Source organism: Dactylosporangium fulvum (assembly GCF_025137375.1).
Lineage (GTDB): Bacteria > Actinomycetota > Actinomycetes > Mycobacteriales > Micromonosporaceae > Dactylosporangium > Dactylosporangium fulvum.
Genome location: NZ_CP073720.1, coordinates 3571776 through 3588919 on the forward strand (window position 1 = coordinate 3571776; position 17144 = coordinate 3588919).

Below are 17144 nucleotides of genomic sequence, written 5' to 3' on the forward strand. Positions count from 1 at the left end.
GTCACCGTCTGCTGATGATCGGGTCCTGGTGGAACGCTGCCTCAACCGGCTCAAACCGTGACCCTCCAAATCTCAAGACATCCGGGCTCGGCCCCTGATGTGCCCCCGATACATTCCTTTCGCGACCGACAGTGCGGAGAGGGCAGGACGGATCCGGTCGACGGCATCAGGCAGTTCCAGGAACGCTCGGCGTGCAGCACCCGTGGTCACCGTCCAAATCGTGCTCAACGAGGTCTGCCACGAGCTCGGCGAGTTCCACCAGCCCGAAGTACCGCATCGCGTCCATGGCTCGTTTCTCGTCGGCTGGCCAAGACTTCCGGAGGTGTTTGAGGGGGCTTGACCCCTGATCTTGGACACGGGGTTTATGCGGCTGGCGCCAGCGTAGCTGGTGCTGTTCGGATGTTGTTTTCGTAGTTGATCGGGGATTGCTGTCCGAGTCGGGAGTGGCGGCGGACGGTGTTGTAGCGGTGCAGCCAGCGGAACGCGGTCAGCCGGGCTTCGCGTTCGTCGGTGAACGCGCGGCGGCCTTGCAGGGTTTCGCGTTTGAAGGTGGCGTTGAACGACTCGGCCAGGGCGTTGTCGGCGGAGCTGCCGATCGCGCTCATCGACTGGCGGACGCCGGCCGCGGTACAGGCTTCAGCGAAGTCCTTCGATGTGTACTGGGCTCCGTGGTCGGTGTGCATGATCGCCCCGTCCAGGCTGCCGCGGGTGCGTTGGGCGGCGTTGAGGGCGTCGATGACCAGGTCGGTGCGCATGTGTTCGGCGATCGCCCAGCCGGCCAGGCGGCGGGAGTGCAGATCGATGACCGTGGCCAGGTAGAGGAACCCGCGCTCACCGACAGGCAGGTAGGTGATGTCACCGACATAGCGCTGGTTGACCGCTGTGGCGGTGAAGTCCCGCCTGATCAGATCAGGTGCCTTCGACGCCGCCGGGTCCGGGATCGTGGTCTGTACCCGCCGGCGCAGCCGCAGACCCCGGATCCGGTAGCGGCGCATCACCCGGGCGACCTTCTTGCGATTGACCGGCGGCCCGCTGTCGCTGAGTTCGGCGGTGATCCGCGGCGCCCCGTAGGTGCCGTCGTGCGCGGCCTGCACCGCCCGGATCCGCACCGCCAGAGCCGCGTCCGCGGCCTCCCGGGCGGCCCGTGCCGGCGCCGTGGCCTGCCAGTAGTAGAAGCTCGAGCGGGGGATCCCGAGGATCTGGCACAACCGCTTCACGCCGTAGCGTTGCTGATGGTCGGCGACGAACTGGAAGCGGTTCACCAGCGCGTCTCCCCGGCGAAATACCGGGCCGCCTTCCGCAGGATGTCGCGTTCCTCCTCCAACTCGCGGATCCGTCGCCGCAGCTGCGCGTTCTCCTCCTCGACCGAACCGGCCGGCTGCGGCCTCGCCGAAGCCATCGGACCGCCAGCCCGCCGCTGGTCATCGGCTCGAACCCAGCTACGCAACGTCTCCCGATTGACGCCCAGATCGTCGGCGATCTGCGCGATCGTCGCTCCCGGCCGAGACCGGTACAACGCCACCGCGTCGGCCTTGAAGTCGGGCGGGTAGTGCTTGTTCACCATCGTGTTCCAGGACTCCTGATCTCCCGGGACCATCAACATCCCAGGTTCAAGTGTCCAAGATCAGGGGCCAACTCCCGAGCTGATGTCGGCGCCACCGTGGCGCGACGCCGGATGCGACGGACGTCTGCGGCATTCACCAGCCCAACGCCGGCTCGCCGAGGATGTCGCCACCGACCGCCGCGGCAAGGTGTTCGGCAAGTTGGGGCATTGCCGGGGGCACGTGCACGTAGAGACTGTGGCCGGGAGGCGGCGGACGGTGCCACAGCGCGGCACCGTTGACGCCGAGCTCGAACCCGGACTCGTGATGCACGCCTGGCCAGCATGTCATCCACGAGATCTGCGCCTGCTCCATGTGCACCAGCCCGAGGAACGTGTCAGCCAACGTGCTTGGCAGCGGGTGGTCAGGTGGGTAGACATGAGCGTTCATTGGCGGCAGTTCCCGCAGTGCGGCGGCCATTTCGACTGTCAGGGTCGTCGCCAGGTGTACGCCGCCGCCATCCCCGCGTGACATCGGCAGGTCATTTGGTGCTAGACACGGCTCCAGCACAGCTCCGGCCTGACGCACCACGTAGGCCGGGATGTCGAGACTCAGGCAGACGGTGGCGGCGACGCCCACGTACCGGTCCAGGTCGTGCGAGTCGGTCTCGACATGCACACCGACTTCCGGTTGACAGCAGGTCGGCGCGGTGGCCAGAAGGCGTTGGGCCATGGCATACATCTCGTCGAGGTCATCGCTGGTGTGGATGAGATAGACGGCCGAATTTCCCATAGCGGGTAGCCTCTCCTGCCTGCCTGCCAGCGCGCGACCACGCCGCCGTACGAGCCTCAGCCGGCATCCGCGCGGAGGTACGGGAGCCGGACGTCGCGCTCGGCGAGCATGGATGGGGGCATGTCGAAAAGCAAGCGCCGGGCACCGTCCCTGTCGACGGTGGGGGCACTCCAAGATCCGGCTAACTCTTCTGGCTCCCCTCTGTGTCAAGACGTGGCCCAGGGCTGAGGTTTAGGCTTGGTGTTGGCGGGTCCGGGAAGTGACTTCTCCGAAGAGCCGGTGTGGGGATGAGAGCTGGTCACGCAGGAGTTGTAGACGTGTCCCGGTGTCCTCCCGGGCCTGTCGCTTTGGCTGCGACGGCATCGTTGATCATCTGGCGGTAGACGATGTCGGACAGCCGCCGTTCAGGCTTCGCATCGCCTCCATGGACGTCTTCCCGGCTGCCTTTCTGCGGTCGAAGTAGGCGCGACCGAGGGTGGCGTTGCGCAGCTGGACGGTGGCCATGATGTGCAGCACCCGGTTGATCTGCCGGTTACCCGCGCGAGAAAGGTGGGCCGGGCCTGCAAAGACGACGTGCACCCGCCAAAGACGCACTGAACAGCAAGCTCGGCCGGTTGACGACCGGCCGAGCGCACGCCGATTGACCGGCAACGGTCAGGACGGCTCGGCCGCCAGTGCAGCGCGGGCGGCCAGTTGTGCCGGGACGGTGAAGCCGACCTGGATCGCGCCGCGGATGAAGTCGTCCATGATGTCGCGTAGCCGCAGCGTCGAAGGCACGGGCAGGAAGCGTTGGTACATACCGGGTACCAGAGTACGCATCCCCTCGATCACCACCGGATCGCTCATCCGCTCGGTGAGGGTGGCCAGGTCAGGCAGCACCTCGGCGGCGGCCACCCCGTACGCGAGATGGTTGACCCAGCTCTGGAACACCACCGAGTCGCCGACCAGGGTACGGACCTCGCCGTCTTTGAACAGGTCGGCGGTCGCCTCGCCGAACCAGGCCAGCAGGTCCGGCACGGTGACGCCACGCTCGGCCAGATAGAGAAAGGTCGGAATGGCCGACCATTGGCTGCGTGTCGGGTCGACGTAGGCGTCGCGCACCAGGGCGAGGGAGAACCCGTCCCACACCAACAAATGGGGTACCAGTGTCTGTTGCGAGACGGTCGAGTCCAGTGCCGGCACTGTGTCCAGTCGGCCGGCGTAGAGCGCCGCGTGCCGCGGCCCCCAGAACGTGTCGTTGCCGACCAGGCTTTGCGAACCCGTGTGCTCGGCCAGGTTGGGTATCGACACGTAGGCCACGAGATTGTGCTCGCGCACGTATTCGAGAAGTACGACATCATCCGGCGCCGAATCGTCGGCCGGGAACTTCGCCAGGTCCCGCGCCACCTGCGCCGGGACCAGCAAAGCGGCCGTCGGGATGTAGGGGTCGATCACCGGTACCCAGGAGACGCCCTCGATGGCGCCGAGCCGGACGGCGTGCGCGGTGCGCGAACCCCACTCGCTGAACAAGCTGAGGATCTGGTCCGGCATCGCCACGGCAGCCTGCCGCGCCAGCCCCGCGATGCCTTCGACGAGTTCCATGTCGTCCTGGACCACCAGGTGGTGCGTCGCGTCCGGGGTGACCGCACCCCAGGCCAGCCGCGCGGTGCGCAGCGCGCTGGGCGGGCCGGCCGGCTCGGGGTCCTCGACGATGGTCAGGTTGAGATCTGGATGCCGGTCCCGCAATGCCTCGGCCGCCCGGCGACGGCTCGGATGGGTCATCACGACAGCCGAGAGTCGGACCTCGGCAGATGCATCCACAAGCACCATTGCAATCCTTCGGGTAGGGGACCGTCTGACGCGTTCTGCGTGGCCCGTTTCGAGAACGACGATGTTCCCTGTATCGATGTAACGATCAAGGCTATATCGATACGCGGCCGGCTCACTCGCCCGGACAGCCATCGCGGCACCGGCCTGTTGGCGATCACCCTCCACCGAGTGTTGGAGTTGATGCCCAGCCATCGATCCTGCCCGCTCGCTACCCTCAACGGCCGAATTGGGCGCGCCGCGATTTCTTTCGGGTACGTCGGCGGTCGGTACGGGCATGGATGCGATCAGGGAGATGTACGCCCGCTGGGCCGCCGGGGACACGGGCGAGGACGACCAGTGGGGCGATGTGACGGCCGAGCCGCGGGGCCTGGACTATGCGGAGGTGACGGCGGGCGGTGCAGGGCCTTTGCAAGGCCGCTGGCCGTCGAACTGCGACTTGGGGTTGGTGAGCACGTCGGCGTGGTCGTTGTCGTACACGTCGAAGCCGAGCACGTAGCCGCTCTGGGCGACCTGCGCGCTGGTGTTGCACACGTTCTTGCCGAACAGCCCGATGTCCTTCGCGGTGGCGTGCGGCGCGAGCATCAGCGCGCCGTAGCGCTCGGTGGCCTCCTTCGCCAGTCGAAAGACGCCGCGCTCGTCCGCAACGACGACGATCAGGTCGGCGCAGGTCTGGATGTGCAGCCGGGTGTCGGTTGTCCAGCCGGGGGCCTTGAACAGGACAGCGTCCGCGACCCGCCCGTTCATGTCGATCGTGGCCAGGCCGAAACGCAGAGTGCCGGCGGGGCGCTCCGTCAGCCGGGCGAGCGGCAACGGTCCGCGCAGCCGTGCCGCGGCGGCCACCGCGATCGAGTCGCGGGGGTGCGGCTGGGCGGACGGGATGACCGGTCGGATCGAGCTGGCGCTCATCGCGACCACCGGACCGTGGTCGAAATGTCACGAATGCGCGGCGGAAAAGCCACAGCTGCGTGCTCGATTGCGCTCGAACACGCAGCCCTCAAGTCGGCATGTGTGCCGGATTCTGGTGTCGAAGGGGGGACGCGGACCCCCATTTGTGGGATACGTGCCCGAAGCACGTGTCCATGTGCAAAGTCTAGCAATGTCGATACGGTGAATCAACCGGGTATTTGGGCAGCTAGGAGGTTTCCAGAATGGTCGTCATGGCGGCCATCTGTGCAGCTCGGCCTGTGGATCGGCAAGGCTGGGTTCAAGTGGCGAGTGAACCCGAATACATGGAGTGCATGCGCAAACAAGCACCAAGCGAAGTTCAAATCGGCGTTGGTGCCGGGCTATTCATTTTCTTTCGAGAAGCCCAAGCTGTCGTCATTACCGGGCTGTATGTGACACTATTGACGGGTGGTTAGCAATGCCTCCCGACGGCATGATCTGCTTGACCGGTTCGACTGGGCCTCCTTGGAGCACGGCGGCGGGCGGGCGTCTGACACACCTTCCCTGCTCGCCGGGTTGACGTCCGGACGTCGTGCCGAGGTCGTCAGTGCACTGAACCACCTCTGGGATGACCTGTTTCACCAAGGCACCGTGTATTCCGCCACGGTTGCCGCCGCTCAGTACGTCGCCGTGCTGCTCGGCGAGCCTTTGATCCCTGTGTGGGAACCGGGGAGGCGGCCCCTGCGGGCGAGGCTGCTGGATTGGCTGACCGGGATGGCGTATGCAGTCGGCAACGCCGCGGATAGCAGGTGGCAGATATGGTTCGGTTACTCGCGGACCGAAGGGATTCCGCTGGTTCGCCAGATGCAGCGACTGCGGCCGGAACTGTTTGACGCAGTGCAGGTCTGCCTTGCCGACCCAGACCCGGTCATCAGCGACGCGGCGCTCACGACCACCGTGTGCCTGCTCGACGCGCCGGAGCTTGCCGCGCATCGAGGGCGGGTGGTGGCACTGGTGCGGCAGAAGGTCCTCGTCGACCCCGAATGGGGCGACCGGGACATGGTGTTCGAGAGCCTCGAGTCATGGGGTGAGGACATCGCCGAGCTGCGGGCGCTTGCCGCCCCGGTTGCAGAGAAGGTCTTGTGGAACGACATCTGGAGCGCAGACCGGGGACCCACCGACGTGGCTCCCTTCTGAGCCGCCTGGAAGCATCACCACAAACAATCCCTATCCGGGGCATCCCCGCAGGGTTCTCGTCCCCGCCAAGGAGGTCAGCGATTTCGCCTCTGGCACCAGCGTTCGGCCGGCCGATCCCCAGTCGATGACATTCGGCGCGGCCTTTCTGATCGCCCTCGCGGTGTTGCTGATGTGGAGGCGATCACCGTCGGCTGCCGCCGCGCCCTCGCCTGCTCCGGCTAGCACGGCCCCCGCCAGCGTGGTGGGGGCCGTTCGTCGCGGAGGCGTCAGACGGGGCTGCCGCGGATGAACAGCAGCACCTGGCGGACGGTCGGGTCGGGCTCGATGATCAGGGCGGCGCTGACGCCGCGCTGGCTTGGCCCTGCAGTCCCGGGTGGCTGGGCGCCGGTGTCGGCTGGTCCGGCCTCCGGGGTTGCGCCGGTCCCGCCCGGCGGGCTGGCCAGCTCCGGTAGGCAGCCGAGGCTGTCCAGGAGCTCCCGCCGCCGAGTGTAGGGCAGGTCGAGCGTCGACACGCCATCCAGGTGCAGCCGGTCAAACACGTAGTACGGCACGGGTACCCGCTCCAGCAGTGCCGGTTTCCGGGCCGCGGACGTGAACAGTTAACTGCACCCCAAGGTCCGATCGCTGCAAGGCGGCAACACCTCGCAGCATGTGCGTCGGTCGGCCTGAACGTGATCAATAAGGTCGGCAAGCCATGTACTGCGCGTAGCCGATGAGCAGTCCAGGTGGCGCGCACTCATGCCGATGAGCGAGTGCTCAACTGGAGATGGTTGGGTCTCCGGAGGCCTCCGCGTCCTCCTCCTGAAGCTGCCGATGCGTCACACGGTAATGCGCCATGGGTGCGTCCGAGACGTACGTCGTATCGGCACCACTGAAAACATGCAGGCCGACATCCCCGAACTCGATCCACAAGCCTGCCATGCTCCAGCCGGCAACCAGATCCATCGGCAACTCGCCGGTAAAATCCAGGTCGACGGTGAAGTACGGGTTCTCGGTCACCGCCCATCCGGTCAGCACGCGACCGGCAGCCGCAGCGAACGCGTGCGGGTGCGACGATCGCCACTCGTGCGGCTGGCCGACAAAGGTGAACGCCGTCCCCAGATCGATGGTGTTCCAGCTGACCGACAATCGGTCGGCCCCGTCCCAGGCGAGCTCCAGCTGCACACCGCCGTCGAACACCAGCACCACCGGGATAACCGGTTGCCACCTGTCCCTTGCCAGCCCCCAGCCGACCCAGCCGGCCTGGAGCCGTCGACCCACCAGCGCGAGCAGGTTGGACCGCTGGCGACGCAACTGCTCCGGCCCGGGCACAAAGTTGGACCGCCATCCGGACATCGACTCGTCCCCGGGCCATCTTCTAGGCATGCTCTCCACAGCGCGGATCATACGGATTTCGCACCTGCTGTACCGGCCCGTCGCGTCGGCATTGACCGCTGTCCGGTGCACGCTCATGCCGCCGTTGGTGCGCGCAGCAGGTCGCCGCTCGTAACGCTCGGTAATCGGCGCAATGAGTCGAGGACGTCCTCAACTGGCCGATGGGCGGACGTTGTGCCTCGGTTCGTCAGGAGATGGGTTCGGCGCTTCGCCCGAACGCCGCGCGGTAGTCCCGCGGCCGGTGCCCGGCCAGGCGGGTGAAGACGGCGCTGAACGTCCCGGAGTCGCGATAGCCGACATCGGCGGCGATGCTGGCGACTGTCCGCTCAGTGGTCTCGAGCAGGTGTTTCGCCATGCGCACCCGTTGCGCCTGCAGGTATCCGAGCGGGGTCTGGCCGGTCTCGCCGCGAAACCGCCGCAGGAGGGTTCGTGTGCTGACGTGGAACGTCGCGGAGAGCAGCCCGAGGTCGTAGCGCTCCCGCACATTCTGGTCCAGCCAGCGTTTGACGCCTTGCGAGAAGTGGCTGCCGGTGGCCGGCAACAGCTCCGCGTCGACGTACGGAGCCTGGCTCGGCCGCGCGTCGTCGACGAGCGCGACACGCGCGGTGGCGCGGGCGACGCGGCTGCCGTTGTGCTCACGGATGAGGCCGAGGGCGAAGTCGTACATCGCGCTGAACGCACCTGTCGTGGTCACCCCGCTGTCGGTGACCACGAGTTTCTCCGGTCTGACGTCGGTGCCAGGGCAACGGTCTGCGAGCCGGTCGGCGAACAGCCATGAGGTCGTCGACTCTCGCCCGTCGAGCAGGCCGGCGTCGGCCAGCAGGAACGCGCCGACACAGATCGACACCAGCGCGACTCCCGATTGCGAGCTGGACCTGATGGTCTCGATCTCGGGCCCGAGCGACGTGAGCGTTGCGTCCAGGTCAAGTCTGGGGTACAGCTCGAACCCGGGTACGACGAGGACATCGACCTGCCGCACCGGCACAACTGCGATCGCCACGCCGCCGGAGGCGACCACGCGCCGCCGCGGCGACAGGATCGACACGTCGTACAGCGGATCCCTGGTCGCGTTGGCCGCGGCGATATGCGAGGCCATCGTGAGGAGGTCTGGAATGCCGAAGACCTCCGACGCGAAGCATCCGGGATACGCGAGCACACCTACACGAAGCGGGGCCACCATGGTGGCGAGATTACCCGGACATGTGGCGATCTCGCCCCTGGCCGGCCCAGACTCTCCCGCCCGACGATACGGCTATGGCGATCACTGAACCGCAAGCGGACGACGCTCTCGCGGACTTCTCGACGCGGCTTATCGACGCCGAGGGCGTCAGCAAGACCGTCTACGTCGGCGGGTCCGGGCCGGCTGTCGTGCTGATGCCGGAGATGCCCGGCATCAGCCCGGACGTCGTCCGCCTGGCGCGCTGGATTCGAGACGCGGGATTCACGGTCTACCTTCCGTCGCTGTTCGGTATCGATGGCGCCTTCCCCAGCACCGCCGACGGTGAGAAGGTCGTCCGCCGTGCCTGCGTCAGCGCCGAGTTCCGCGCGTTTGCCGGTGGCGGCACAAGCCCGATCACGGCCTGGCTCCGGGGGTTGGCCAGGACGGCGCTGGCCGAGTGCGGCGGGCCCGGCGTGGGAGCGATCGGGCTGTGCTTCACCGGCAACTTCGCGCTCACCATGACTCTCGAACCGGCCGTCATCGCGCCTGTGGTCAACCATCCCTCGCTGCCACTGGACGACCCCGCCGGACTGGAAATCAGCGACGAGGACGCCGCGATGGTGCGCGAGCGCATCGAGCGTGATGGGCTGACGGTGCTCGCCTACCGTTTCGACAACGACCGGTGGTGCACCGGCCAACGGTTCGCCGCCTACCAGGCGCTCCTGGGCGACGCGTTCGACGGACGCGTCATCCCGGGCGAGACGGCCAACCCCGAGCCACCCCCGTTCTTCCGTGATGTTGTCGGCTGCCCCCACAGCGTCGTCACAGCCCATCTCGTCGACCAGCAGGGACACCCCACACTGCGCGCCAGAGACGAGATCCTGGCCTTCCTTGCCGAACGGCTCGGCCACGACGATCCGAGGGGGCATGAGACGCATTGACGTACTCTCATGCCGCAGACTTCGCGCGGCGGCTGACTGGAGATCGTCACGCTTCGTGGCCGCGGGTCATGGACGGGTTCGCCGTGACAGGTACCCGCAGCACCGAGAGTCGTTGCGTAGCATCACCTTCCGTGTGGTGGCGGGCGGCTTCGGTGGGTGTGGTCCTGGGTGCTCTCGCCTACGCCGCCGACTTCTGCCAAGGCCTGCTCGCCATCGTGATGCTGCTGCTGTCGAGCAGCGTGTTTGCCTGGGGCGCAGCCGGCCTGGCCTTCGGCTTCGCGTCCCGGGACCGGCGCAGCGCGATCGGCGCAGCGGTCGCCGTTCTCACCGCCGCCACGCTGGTCTACTACGGCATCATTCTCGTCGACGGCCACCGCTGGCGGGATGCCGTCACCGACGGCGATGCATTCTCCGGCGCGTCGAGCCTGGTGTCGGTACTGACGGCGACTGCCTTCTGGACCGCCGCCGCTGTCGCCGGCGGGACGGTGCTGGGCCTCTTCGGCCAGGCCATCCGCCGGAGCGGCCCTACTGTCGCGGCGCTTGTCGCAGGCTGCTCGTTCGCCTTGCTGGCCGGACAAGGCGCGGTCGCTGCCGTGCGCGTCTACACCCTCGGCGCCGGCTGGGCCTGGCTCGAGGGGGTCGCCGAGGTCCTGCTCGCTGCCGCACTGACCGCCACCCTGCTCGGCCGCGGCCCCGGCCCGCACCGCTGGTGGACGTTCGCGGGCGCGGCCGTCGCGTTGCTCGCGGCAAGCCACGCCGTCTGGGTCCAACTCGACATCATCCGCACCACCGGCACCCTTTGGTGAGGTACAGGGCGCGTCTCGTGGATTGGTGTGGCGCGGCACGGCAGGCGGCATAAGGCGAATCACGTTCTCTTGATCAGCTGCACGGACATGCCGCCGTTGGTGCGCGGTCGCGGCTGGGGTGACCGTGGTTGGTCACGGACCGTCAACGGCTCGCTGTGGCCGACGCTTCCTGTCCTGCCGAGATGAGTACGTCTACTCGCCCTCGGTGGGTGGGTTCGGAGCAGTCGGGTCTGTCGACAGTCCCAAGGAGCGCGTAGCAGCCCCAGCCCGCAACACCGTCAACGGCGAAAGGCTGAGATCATGCCGGACGGCATCGACGAAGTCGTCATACGCCACCAGCGCCGGCTCGCGGTACGTCGGCCAATGGCCGTCAGGGATGCCCTCGTTCATCGCCCGAGCGCTCAGCTTGCTCAACTGGTTGTCAACGGACAGGGCACACGCCGCCGCCCGTTCTGAGCCGTGCAGCCAAAGCGTGGCCAAACTGCGGTTCCAGTCGGTGCGCAGCTTGCTGACCTCCGCAAGCTTTTCGTTGTACACAGGTCCAGAGCGAGGTGCGCGGCTCAGCTCACGGATCGAGTCCCGATATCGATAGAACTCGCCGGCCACTGCTTGGTAGCTCTGCACCCGCTGGTCGCGGCGCCAGCGCTGAGACTCCGAGCGGGTGTCCCAGAACCGACCCAGGATGATTCCGATTAGTCCGGATACTGCTGCCAGCAAGGCAATCTGCACGCGATCCTCCAGACCTCGTAAGCGACGGAACGCCTACTGTCATGCCGACGGATCTTTCCCCATCCACAGGCATCTGTCATGCCTCCACGCACGGCACCAAATGCTCGACGTGTCGCGGGGGCTTGGGCCACGCACTTCTGCCGCGATGAAGGATCGGTGCCGCGGGGCTGTCCGCGCTTACAGCGTGGGTAGCCGGTCACCTTGGGCCGGGCTGATGTGGTTGTCCAGAAAGTAGCTGTAGACCTGCAGGTCGCCGTGCAGGTCGCCGTCGAGATAGGTCAGGTAGTCGGCCAGGCCAGTGGCCGCTTCTCGTTCGTCGGCGCGATCGGAGTCGCTCCAGCACCGATGTTTGGTCGTGATCCACTCCCGGAGCCGGGCGCGGTCGCGCCACCATTGCCTGACGAGAGCTGGCGTCCAGTGCGCGTCGCCGTCGCAGGCCCAGCCGGCCCACGGATCCTCTCGGGCCGCGAAGATGACGGCGCGGAGCTCCTCAATGCTGCGCGGCTGACGGTAGAGGAACTCCTGCTCGTAGTCGATATCGTCGCCGTACAGCACATGGCGCGGCGCGTGTAGCCGGCCTACCCAGCAGTTGTCAGTCTCAGCGCCGTAGAACGGGCCGGGCACATTGCGCCAGTTGCGCTCCGACCACTTGCCCTGGAACGTCGCATCACGCCCCCGCCACAGGCCGTCCTGCGGCTGCGCTGCGAACACCGCGCTGACGTACGGCATCGGATCCCAGTAAAGCGGCGCCCGGTCCTCGGTCACGAACACATCGTAGAACCGCTTGATCAGCTGCGCGCTCATGCCGCCGTTGGTGCGCGCGGACGGTCCGTGCACGTCACTCCGTGTGACCAGCGTGGTGAGGCTGCGGCTTCCGGTCCTGCGGATGAGCGCGCACGCGACTTTCACTTACGGCAGACGGTGAGGTGGTACGACGGGAGTGCGCGGTCGGGTCGACCGCGTGCAAGTCGTGCCGCGAAGGGTCGGGTGAATCTTGGGTTGGTCGGTGTTTCTGCTCGACCGCTGGGGTCGATGCCGACAGCTGACTGGTCACACTGGCGATTGCCAGACTCCGTGGATGACCAAGTCGGCCCGGGCCGTCCGGCCCGGCAAACGCTCCAAACCGATGAGCGGCATCATTCATGACGTTGCTCCGGGTGCGTCCGGCAGGCCGGCCTGCACGCGCCAAATGCTCGGGTCGAATGGTGCTGTGTTCAGAACTTCCGTGAGTATCGCCGTCCCGGCAGCGAACCCTTCGATCAGGTCGTGAGCGGTCGCCACCGGCCAGCACGCCTCAAGGACGTAGTGCGCGTTGTGGTTCTCGGCGCACCAGCACGCAACGTGAACCGACGCCGTCACGGTGAGCTCCGGACCCCATCCGATGTCGAGATCCAGTTCGAGCCAGTCCACGCCAGAGTCGTACAACATGACGCCCCCGCTGACGATCGTCAGAGACTCGCGCTCGGCGAGCGTCGGCGGACGTTCGGTACGGTCCAACCACCAATGCCAAATGGTGCGGCCGGCGGCTGCCTGGTGGGCCTCCAGGTCGCGAGCCAGTCGCCACAGATCACCTTCGACTGCGTTAAAGGCGATCGGAAGCACGTCGCCCAACGGAACCTGATCGATGGACGAGACCGGTCCTGCCATCCGCAAAGAATGTCACAGGCGCTGGCACACTCATCTGCCGCCGTTGGTGCGCGGCGGCCGGTCCATGCACGTCACAGCGAGTGACCAGCACGGTGAGGCTGCGGCTCCGGTCCTGGCCGATGAGCGCGTCCGCAAGGTTGACCCCGGATCTTCCCGAAGAGGCTCGCGGATGAGCGGCCAAGCGCCGTAGTTGCAGACGGCGCCGATCGTTAAGATGTGGGTTTGCTTGAGGCGATGCTGGACTGGTCGACTCTGTCACGGAGGCAACATGGAATTGAGCACAGCAGCAAATGAGGTTATCCAGATCCCCTATCATCCGCCGCTGGCTGAATTGGCGCCGGAACCGGAAGCATTCTATTTCCAGTGGAAATTCATGTACTTTGCCTTCCGGTTTGAGGATCCAGCCTTGTTCCCTCCGCTCACGCTCTTAGACAGCGGAGATATAGCAGCACTCAAGCGATATTCGTCAGCCGCAAGGAGGCTCGCTTCCACAACCCTGCTGAGCGCCAAGGAAGAGGTAACAATTCGGGTCAAAAATACCCCTTCAGGGCAAGATGAGTCCGTAATTACCCGATTCTCCCCGCACGACGTAACCGCCGGCTTCAGTGTCATGTTCAGACAGTTCTTCTCCGACTCCGAGCCGGCCAGCTTTAGTACCGTCAGGAATATCATTGGGCGCCGCAACCGGGAGACAGTCGATGCTGACCACGACGTGAGGGCTGCCATACTGAAAGAGTGGCGGTCGGCCAACGCGAAGCTACTTAATGCGCCCCTGAAGACGATCGCTCTACGCAGACATTACGATGAGATGGGCGCCACGGACCAACCCGTTCAGGGCGAGGGTGGAAGGTCGCCAAGAGAAACCATTCAGATCTTCAATTATGGCGACCTTATCCATTGGGGCGATGATCGGGCGACGTATGAGGCCCTGGGTGTTACTAAAGCCAGCGCCGCTTTGAGCCGGATGCAGTTTCTCGACGCGATCGTCGGGCTGAGTCACCTCTATCTTGGGTTTTCGGTGATCGTTGACCGGGTCCTAACTGCATGTCAGCCCGAGTAGCCACACCGCACCGCGCTCAGCTGCGCTATTAGGGTCGTGCGTCTGTGAAATCACCGGTGGCTAGGGAGAATGCTGAGACTGGAAGGCCGATCAGAGCTCCACGGTTCCTCGCTTCGGGCAGGCCGCCGGCTTGTCTCGCCAGTGGTCCTTGACGTGTCGCCGCCACAGGATGACATCGAGTGCCCGCAGGACGCTCACCTTGTCGTCCGCGCCGACGGTCGCGCGAGCCGCAGCGAGCACGGCTCGAAGGCTGCCCTCATTCTCTGCAAGCCGCCTGTGGAGCTTCATCCATACGTGTTGCGACGCTCTAAACTGGCAACTGACGATTGAGTCGTAAACAGGGATGAGCTTCGGCCGCTTACGAGCTAGCAGTTTCCCGGCGATCACCCAGCCGACGCCGGTCTTCTCGTTCCGATTGTTCAACAGCCGCCATGCCTGATCAGCGTGTCCGTTGTCAGCGACCAACTCGCCGCCACCACGACCGCCGAGCTCGACATCAGTAGGAATCTCCCGTAGATGGAAGCCGACGTCGCGGCCAAGTTGTCCTTCGATCAGGTCTCTGCCGACGACAAACGGAACCTGCACGTTGAGTGCCTCCACCGCGTACAGGTCCTCCGCGGTTATCCGATCCCGCGTCTCGGCCCGGTCGCCGCCACCTGCGAAGGTCTCGAACCACTGCCCGGTGTACGCCCTCGGTGCAAAATACGCCTCGAGATGGACCACGCCCTCACGTTCAGCAATGTCGATCAGCTTCTCCGGCATCGCCGCATGCTATCGGCTCCAGTCGTGCGCTATCGTCGCCGCCGGTGCACGGATTTGCCGCGATCCGCTCACTCCGACTCCCTGAGCCAGATCACGCCCGGCACGCAGATGGTCGGCGCCCACGGACGAAGTGTGTATGTTTCTTGCCGAGAGTTGCAGGCGCTGCCGGATGCACTGGCGACGCCTGCGACGGATCGATGTTCTGGGAACGGTTCGGTCGTGTTTGTCGCTAGGGTGTGGGTCGTTCGGTAGTTGTCGAGTCAGGGGTTTGCTGGTCGGGGCGGGCTGGTGGTTGTTGCGTCGTGGTGTTCGGTGGCGACGAGCGGGGTCATGAGGTCCAGCATGCGTACCTGGGCGTTGGCGTCGGGCAAGGCGGTCATCGCGGTGAAGGCGCGGGCCAGTGCGGTGTCGCGGTGGGTGCCGGAGTGTGTTGCGGCCAGTGCGAGCAGACGTCCGGCCCGGTCCTTGGGATCGTCGATGGCGGATGCGGCGGTCAGTACGGTCTGTGCGAGTAGTGGTTGCTGCTCGGCGGGTGTGTGTGGCAGGACCGTGGTGAGGGTTTCGGCGAGGATCCGCGGATCGCGCAGGTTGAGCACGGCGGCGACCAGCCGTCCGATCTGGTCCTCGGCGAGGTGTGGGGCGATGCCGGCCATTGCCTGACCGCGACCTTCTTCGTCGTCGATGGTGAGGACGGTGGTCAGGGCGGTGTCGAGTTGGCCGTGGTCCAGGTGCGCGGCGAGGTGCTCGATGGCGTTGCCGGCCGCGAAGGGTTCGCCGTTCGGGTCGATCGAGGCCAGCACCTGGTCCAGCTGAGCGGGTGTGAGGTACTTGGCGACCAGCGCCAGGTTCTCGGCCCAGAGGTGTTCACCGACACCGATCTGGTCGCGTATGGAGACGGCGCTGAGCGCTGCGAGGTTGCGGTGGCTGGCAGGCAGGTACTCGACGATCCGTGGAAATCCGTGGCGCATTCCCATCGGTAGGTCGGGCAGCGGGTCCCCGAGTTGGTGTGGTGCGATCGCGGCAGTGACGGCGGTGACGAGGTGTTCGGGTGCGGCGTACGGAGCCACCGCTTCCAACCACGTTCCGCCCTCGTTCCGTTTCCGGGAGTCGCTGTCGATGATCGTGGCGACCTGGTCGTGGTTGAGCAGCGGTAGCAGCGCGCCCCGCGCAAGGCGGCGCAGCCCGTCGCGGACCGGCGTGGCGAGCAGCGAAGCGAGCGCGGCGTCGATCACCTCCGGGCGTCGGCTCTCGGCGAGGTGCAGGGCGATCTCGGCAAGCGCACGGGTCCGGGCGCCGCCGTTGCGGATGGCGTGGGCCGCGGCGAGCACCGCGTCCAGGTGCTCGACAGGCGCCTGCTTCGCCAGGTCCCTCAACGTCACCGCGCGGAGGTTCCCGTCCTTGATGGTCGCCGCCGCGGACACCGCCTCGGCCCACCATGCGGCTGGTCGAAGCGATGGGAACCGGGTCAGCAGATTCGACCGATCTTGCTCATCGGCCACTGCCCGGGCCGCGGCGGCGAGTGCCCGGTCCAGCTCGGCTGAGGTCAGGTGCGGTGCGAACTGTCCGACTGTCTCGGACACGAAATAGAACCAATCGTTCTCCTCGATGGCGTCCAGGGCCGCGTCGATCACGGCCGCCCGGTCGGCGCCGACCAGGTACGGCACCAGCGACACGAACCCGAACATGCGGTCCCGGGCGAGCGTCCACCCGCGGACGGCTGTGACCATGCCGGCCAACTGCCCGGCCGAGGCACGCGGGGCCACCGCCATGAACACCCGGCACCGCTGATACTCCTCGTCGATCGCGTGACCAGCCGCCAGCAGCGTCGACAACTGCTCCTCATCGACATACGGCACAAGGTCCGACAGCGCCGACGCGCGGTACCCGTCGTCAGACACCGCACACGCGAACGACACCAGGTCGTCCACCGTCGGCACCCCATGGCGGTCGTCCTCCCCGCCGAGCAGGTCGGCCAGCCGCCGGACCGCCTGCCGCAACGGCGAATCCACCACCGGCGACGTCAGCCAGCCCTCGGCATGCGCGGCAGCACACACCTCCCGCGCCCGAAGCAGCAACCGGGCAACGTCGATCTCGGCCAGAGTCACACGGCGATCATGACCGCCACCAAGCCACCACAGCAATCCGCCACGAGACCATCCAACCCCCGGCCCCAGGGCTTGACGATCCTCATGGTGCCGTCCGACGGCGAGTTGATCGAAGAGGTGCGGCGGCTGCGGCGACTGGCCGACGAGATGGCCCCGGCGGAACTTCCTGACACTCGACGTCCGGAGATGCCGCTGACCAGGCGCGCCGGGCTACCGGACTCGAACCGGCTCATACCTTGCGGTCGTTAGCCAAAAAGCTAGTAACGGACTTTCCCATCCGCCTTTGCCCGGCGCACCCGCCAAGCGTACTTGTGATCGCCGGATGCATGTCGGTTCC

Annotated in this window: 16 protein-coding genes; 4 read left to right on the top strand and 12 right to left on the bottom strand. The window is 66.4% G+C overall.

The features are described from left to right. Window positions 1–362 precede the first annotated feature (362 nt). The 4 genes from Dfulv_RS16410 to Dfulv_RS16425 all read right to left on the bottom strand — a co-directional run bounded on the left by Dfulv_RS16410 (window position 363) and on the right by Dfulv_RS16425 (window position 5048). Window positions 363–1564 (bottom strand): IS3 family transposase gene (locus tag Dfulv_RS16410; RefSeq protein WP_259867542.1). Its coding sequence is split into 2 segments (ribosomal slippage): window positions 363–1273 and window positions 1273–1564, totalling 1203 coding nucleotides; the frame shifts between segments, so codons are not numbered across the junction. 133 nt (window positions 1565–1697) lie between these two features. Continuing rightward, window positions 1698–2333, bottom strand: a complete 636-nt coding sequence (locus Dfulv_RS16415; RefSeq protein WP_259863935.1) for a hypothetical protein — start codon at window positions 2331–2333, stop codon at window positions 1698–1700. A 654-nt stretch (window positions 2334–2987) separates the two neighbouring features. Next, on the bottom strand, window positions 2988–4418 hold the full coding sequence (locus Dfulv_RS16420) for a hypothetical protein (protein WP_259863936.1): 1431 nt from the start codon (window positions 4416–4418) through the stop codon (window positions 2988–2990). Between the two features lie 96 nt (window positions 4419–4514). Next, entirely contained in the window at window positions 4515–5048 is a 534-nt protein-coding gene (locus tag Dfulv_RS16425) for a hypothetical protein (RefSeq protein ID WP_259863938.1), read from the bottom strand. A 447-nt stretch (window positions 5049–5495) separates the two neighbouring features. Here Dfulv_RS16425 and Dfulv_RS16430 point away from each other — a divergent pair, with 447 nt between their 5' ends. Continuing rightward, complete coding sequence (locus Dfulv_RS16430; protein ID WP_259863939.1) at window positions 5496–6224, top strand: hypothetical protein; 729 nt, start codon at window positions 5496–5498, stop codon at window positions 6222–6224. Between the two features lie 266 nt (window positions 6225–6490). Here the strand turns inward: Dfulv_RS16430 and Dfulv_RS16435 are convergent, their stop codons facing one another. From Dfulv_RS16435 to Dfulv_RS16445, 3 genes are all read right to left on the bottom strand, one after another. Then, entirely contained in the window at window positions 6491–6775 is a 285-nt protein-coding gene (locus Dfulv_RS16435) for a hypothetical protein (protein ID WP_259863942.1), read from the bottom strand. 205 nt (window positions 6776–6980) lie between these two features. Beyond that, window positions 6981–7598 (bottom strand): hypothetical protein, encoded by a 618-nt coding sequence (locus tag Dfulv_RS16440; RefSeq protein WP_259863943.1) that lies wholly within the window; start codon window positions 7596–7598, stop codon window positions 6981–6983. A gap of 187 nt (window positions 7599–7785) precedes the next feature. After that, window positions 7786–8754 (bottom strand): GlxA family transcriptional regulator, encoded by a 969-nt coding sequence (locus Dfulv_RS16445; RefSeq protein ID WP_259863946.1) that lies wholly within the window; start codon window positions 8752–8754, stop codon window positions 7786–7788. Window positions 8755–8852: 98 nt separating this feature from the next. On the opposite strand from Dfulv_RS16445, the gene Dfulv_RS16450 reads away from it, so the two are divergent. Both Dfulv_RS16450 and Dfulv_RS16455 read left to right on the top strand, forming a co-directional pair. Further along, entirely contained in the window at window positions 8853–9698 is an 846-nt protein-coding gene (locus Dfulv_RS16450) for a dienelactone hydrolase family protein (protein WP_259863947.1), read from the top strand. Window positions 9699–9829: 131 nt separating this feature from the next. Next, the gene (locus Dfulv_RS16455) at window positions 9830–10504 is read left to right on the top strand and encodes a hypothetical protein (protein ID WP_259863948.1); all 675 of its coding nucleotides are present in this window, start codon (window positions 9830–9832) and stop codon (window positions 10502–10504) included. 192 nt (window positions 10505–10696) lie between these two features. Here Dfulv_RS16455 and Dfulv_RS16460 read toward each other — a convergent pair whose 3' ends face one another. The 3 genes from Dfulv_RS16460 to Dfulv_RS16470 all read right to left on the bottom strand — a co-directional run bounded on the left by Dfulv_RS16460 (window position 10697) and on the right by Dfulv_RS16470 (window position 12880). Further along, window positions 10697–11233, bottom strand: coding sequence for a hypothetical protein (locus tag Dfulv_RS16460; RefSeq protein ID WP_259863949.1), 537 nt, complete (start codon window positions 11231–11233; stop codon window positions 10697–10699). Between the two features lie 177 nt (window positions 11234–11410). Further along, window positions 11411–12037, bottom strand: coding sequence for a hypothetical protein (locus Dfulv_RS16465; protein ID WP_259863950.1), 627 nt, complete (start codon window positions 12035–12037; stop codon window positions 11411–11413). Window positions 12038–12373: 336 nt separating this feature from the next. After that, window positions 12374–12880: a hypothetical protein gene (locus tag Dfulv_RS16470; RefSeq protein WP_259863952.1), complete on the bottom strand. Its 507-nt coding sequence runs from the start codon at window positions 12878–12880 to the stop codon at window positions 12374–12376. 268 nt (window positions 12881–13148) lie between these two features. Between Dfulv_RS16470 and Dfulv_RS16475 the strand changes: the two genes are divergently transcribed. Further along, window positions 13149–13940, top strand: coding sequence for a hypothetical protein (locus Dfulv_RS16475; RefSeq protein WP_259863955.1), 792 nt, complete (start codon window positions 13149–13151; stop codon window positions 13938–13940). Window positions 13941–14030: 90 nt separating this feature from the next. Here the strand turns inward: Dfulv_RS16475 and Dfulv_RS16480 are convergent, their stop codons facing one another. Together Dfulv_RS16480 and Dfulv_RS16485 are read right to left on the bottom strand one after the other, a co-directional pair. Next, window positions 14031–14702 carry a DUF6308 family protein gene (locus Dfulv_RS16480; protein ID WP_259863956.1) on the bottom strand — a complete coding sequence of 224 codons (672 nt, stop codon included), beginning with the start codon at window positions 14700–14702 and terminating at the stop codon, window positions 14031–14033. Window positions 14703–14962: 260 nt separating this feature from the next. Beyond that, the gene (locus tag Dfulv_RS16485) at window positions 14963–16807 is read right to left on the bottom strand and encodes a hypothetical protein (protein WP_259863957.1); all 1845 of its coding nucleotides are present in this window, start codon (window positions 16805–16807) and stop codon (window positions 14963–14965) included. Between the last annotated feature and the right edge of the window lie 337 nt (window positions 16808–17144).

What these genes read in the sequence shown, in the direction of transcription:
- Dfulv_RS16480 (WP_259863956.1), bottom strand. Translation starts at nt 14,702, where the DNA reads ATGCCGGAGAAGCTGATCGACATTGCTGAACGTGAGGGCGTGGTCCAT.
- Dfulv_RS16450 (WP_259863947.1), top strand. Translation starts at nt 8,853, where the DNA reads ATGGCGATCACTGAACCGCAAGCGGACGACGCTCTCGCGGACTTCTCG.
- Dfulv_RS16475 (WP_259863955.1), top strand. Translation starts at nt 13,149, where the DNA reads ATGGAATTGAGCACAGCAGCAAATGAGGTTATCCAGATCCCCTATCAT.
- Dfulv_RS16415 (WP_259863935.1), bottom strand. Translation starts at nt 2,333, where the DNA reads ATGGGAAATTCGGCCGTCTATCTCATCCACACCAGCGATGACCTCGAC.
- Dfulv_RS16420 (WP_259863936.1), bottom strand. Translation starts at nt 4,418, where the DNA reads ATGCCCGTACCGACCGCCGACGTACCCGAAAGAAATCGCGGCGCGCCC.
- Dfulv_RS16465 (WP_259863950.1), bottom strand. Translation starts at nt 12,037, where the DNA reads ATGAGCGCGCAGCTGATCAAGCGGTTCTACGATGTGTTCGTGACCGAG.
- Dfulv_RS16425 (WP_259863938.1), bottom strand. Translation starts at nt 5,048, where the DNA reads ATGAGCGCCAGCTCGATCCGACCGGTCATCCCGTCCGCCCAGCCGCAC.
- Dfulv_RS16470 (WP_259863952.1), bottom strand. Translation starts at nt 12,880, where the DNA reads ATGGCAGGACCGGTCTCGTCCATCGATCAGGTTCCGTTGGGCGACGTG.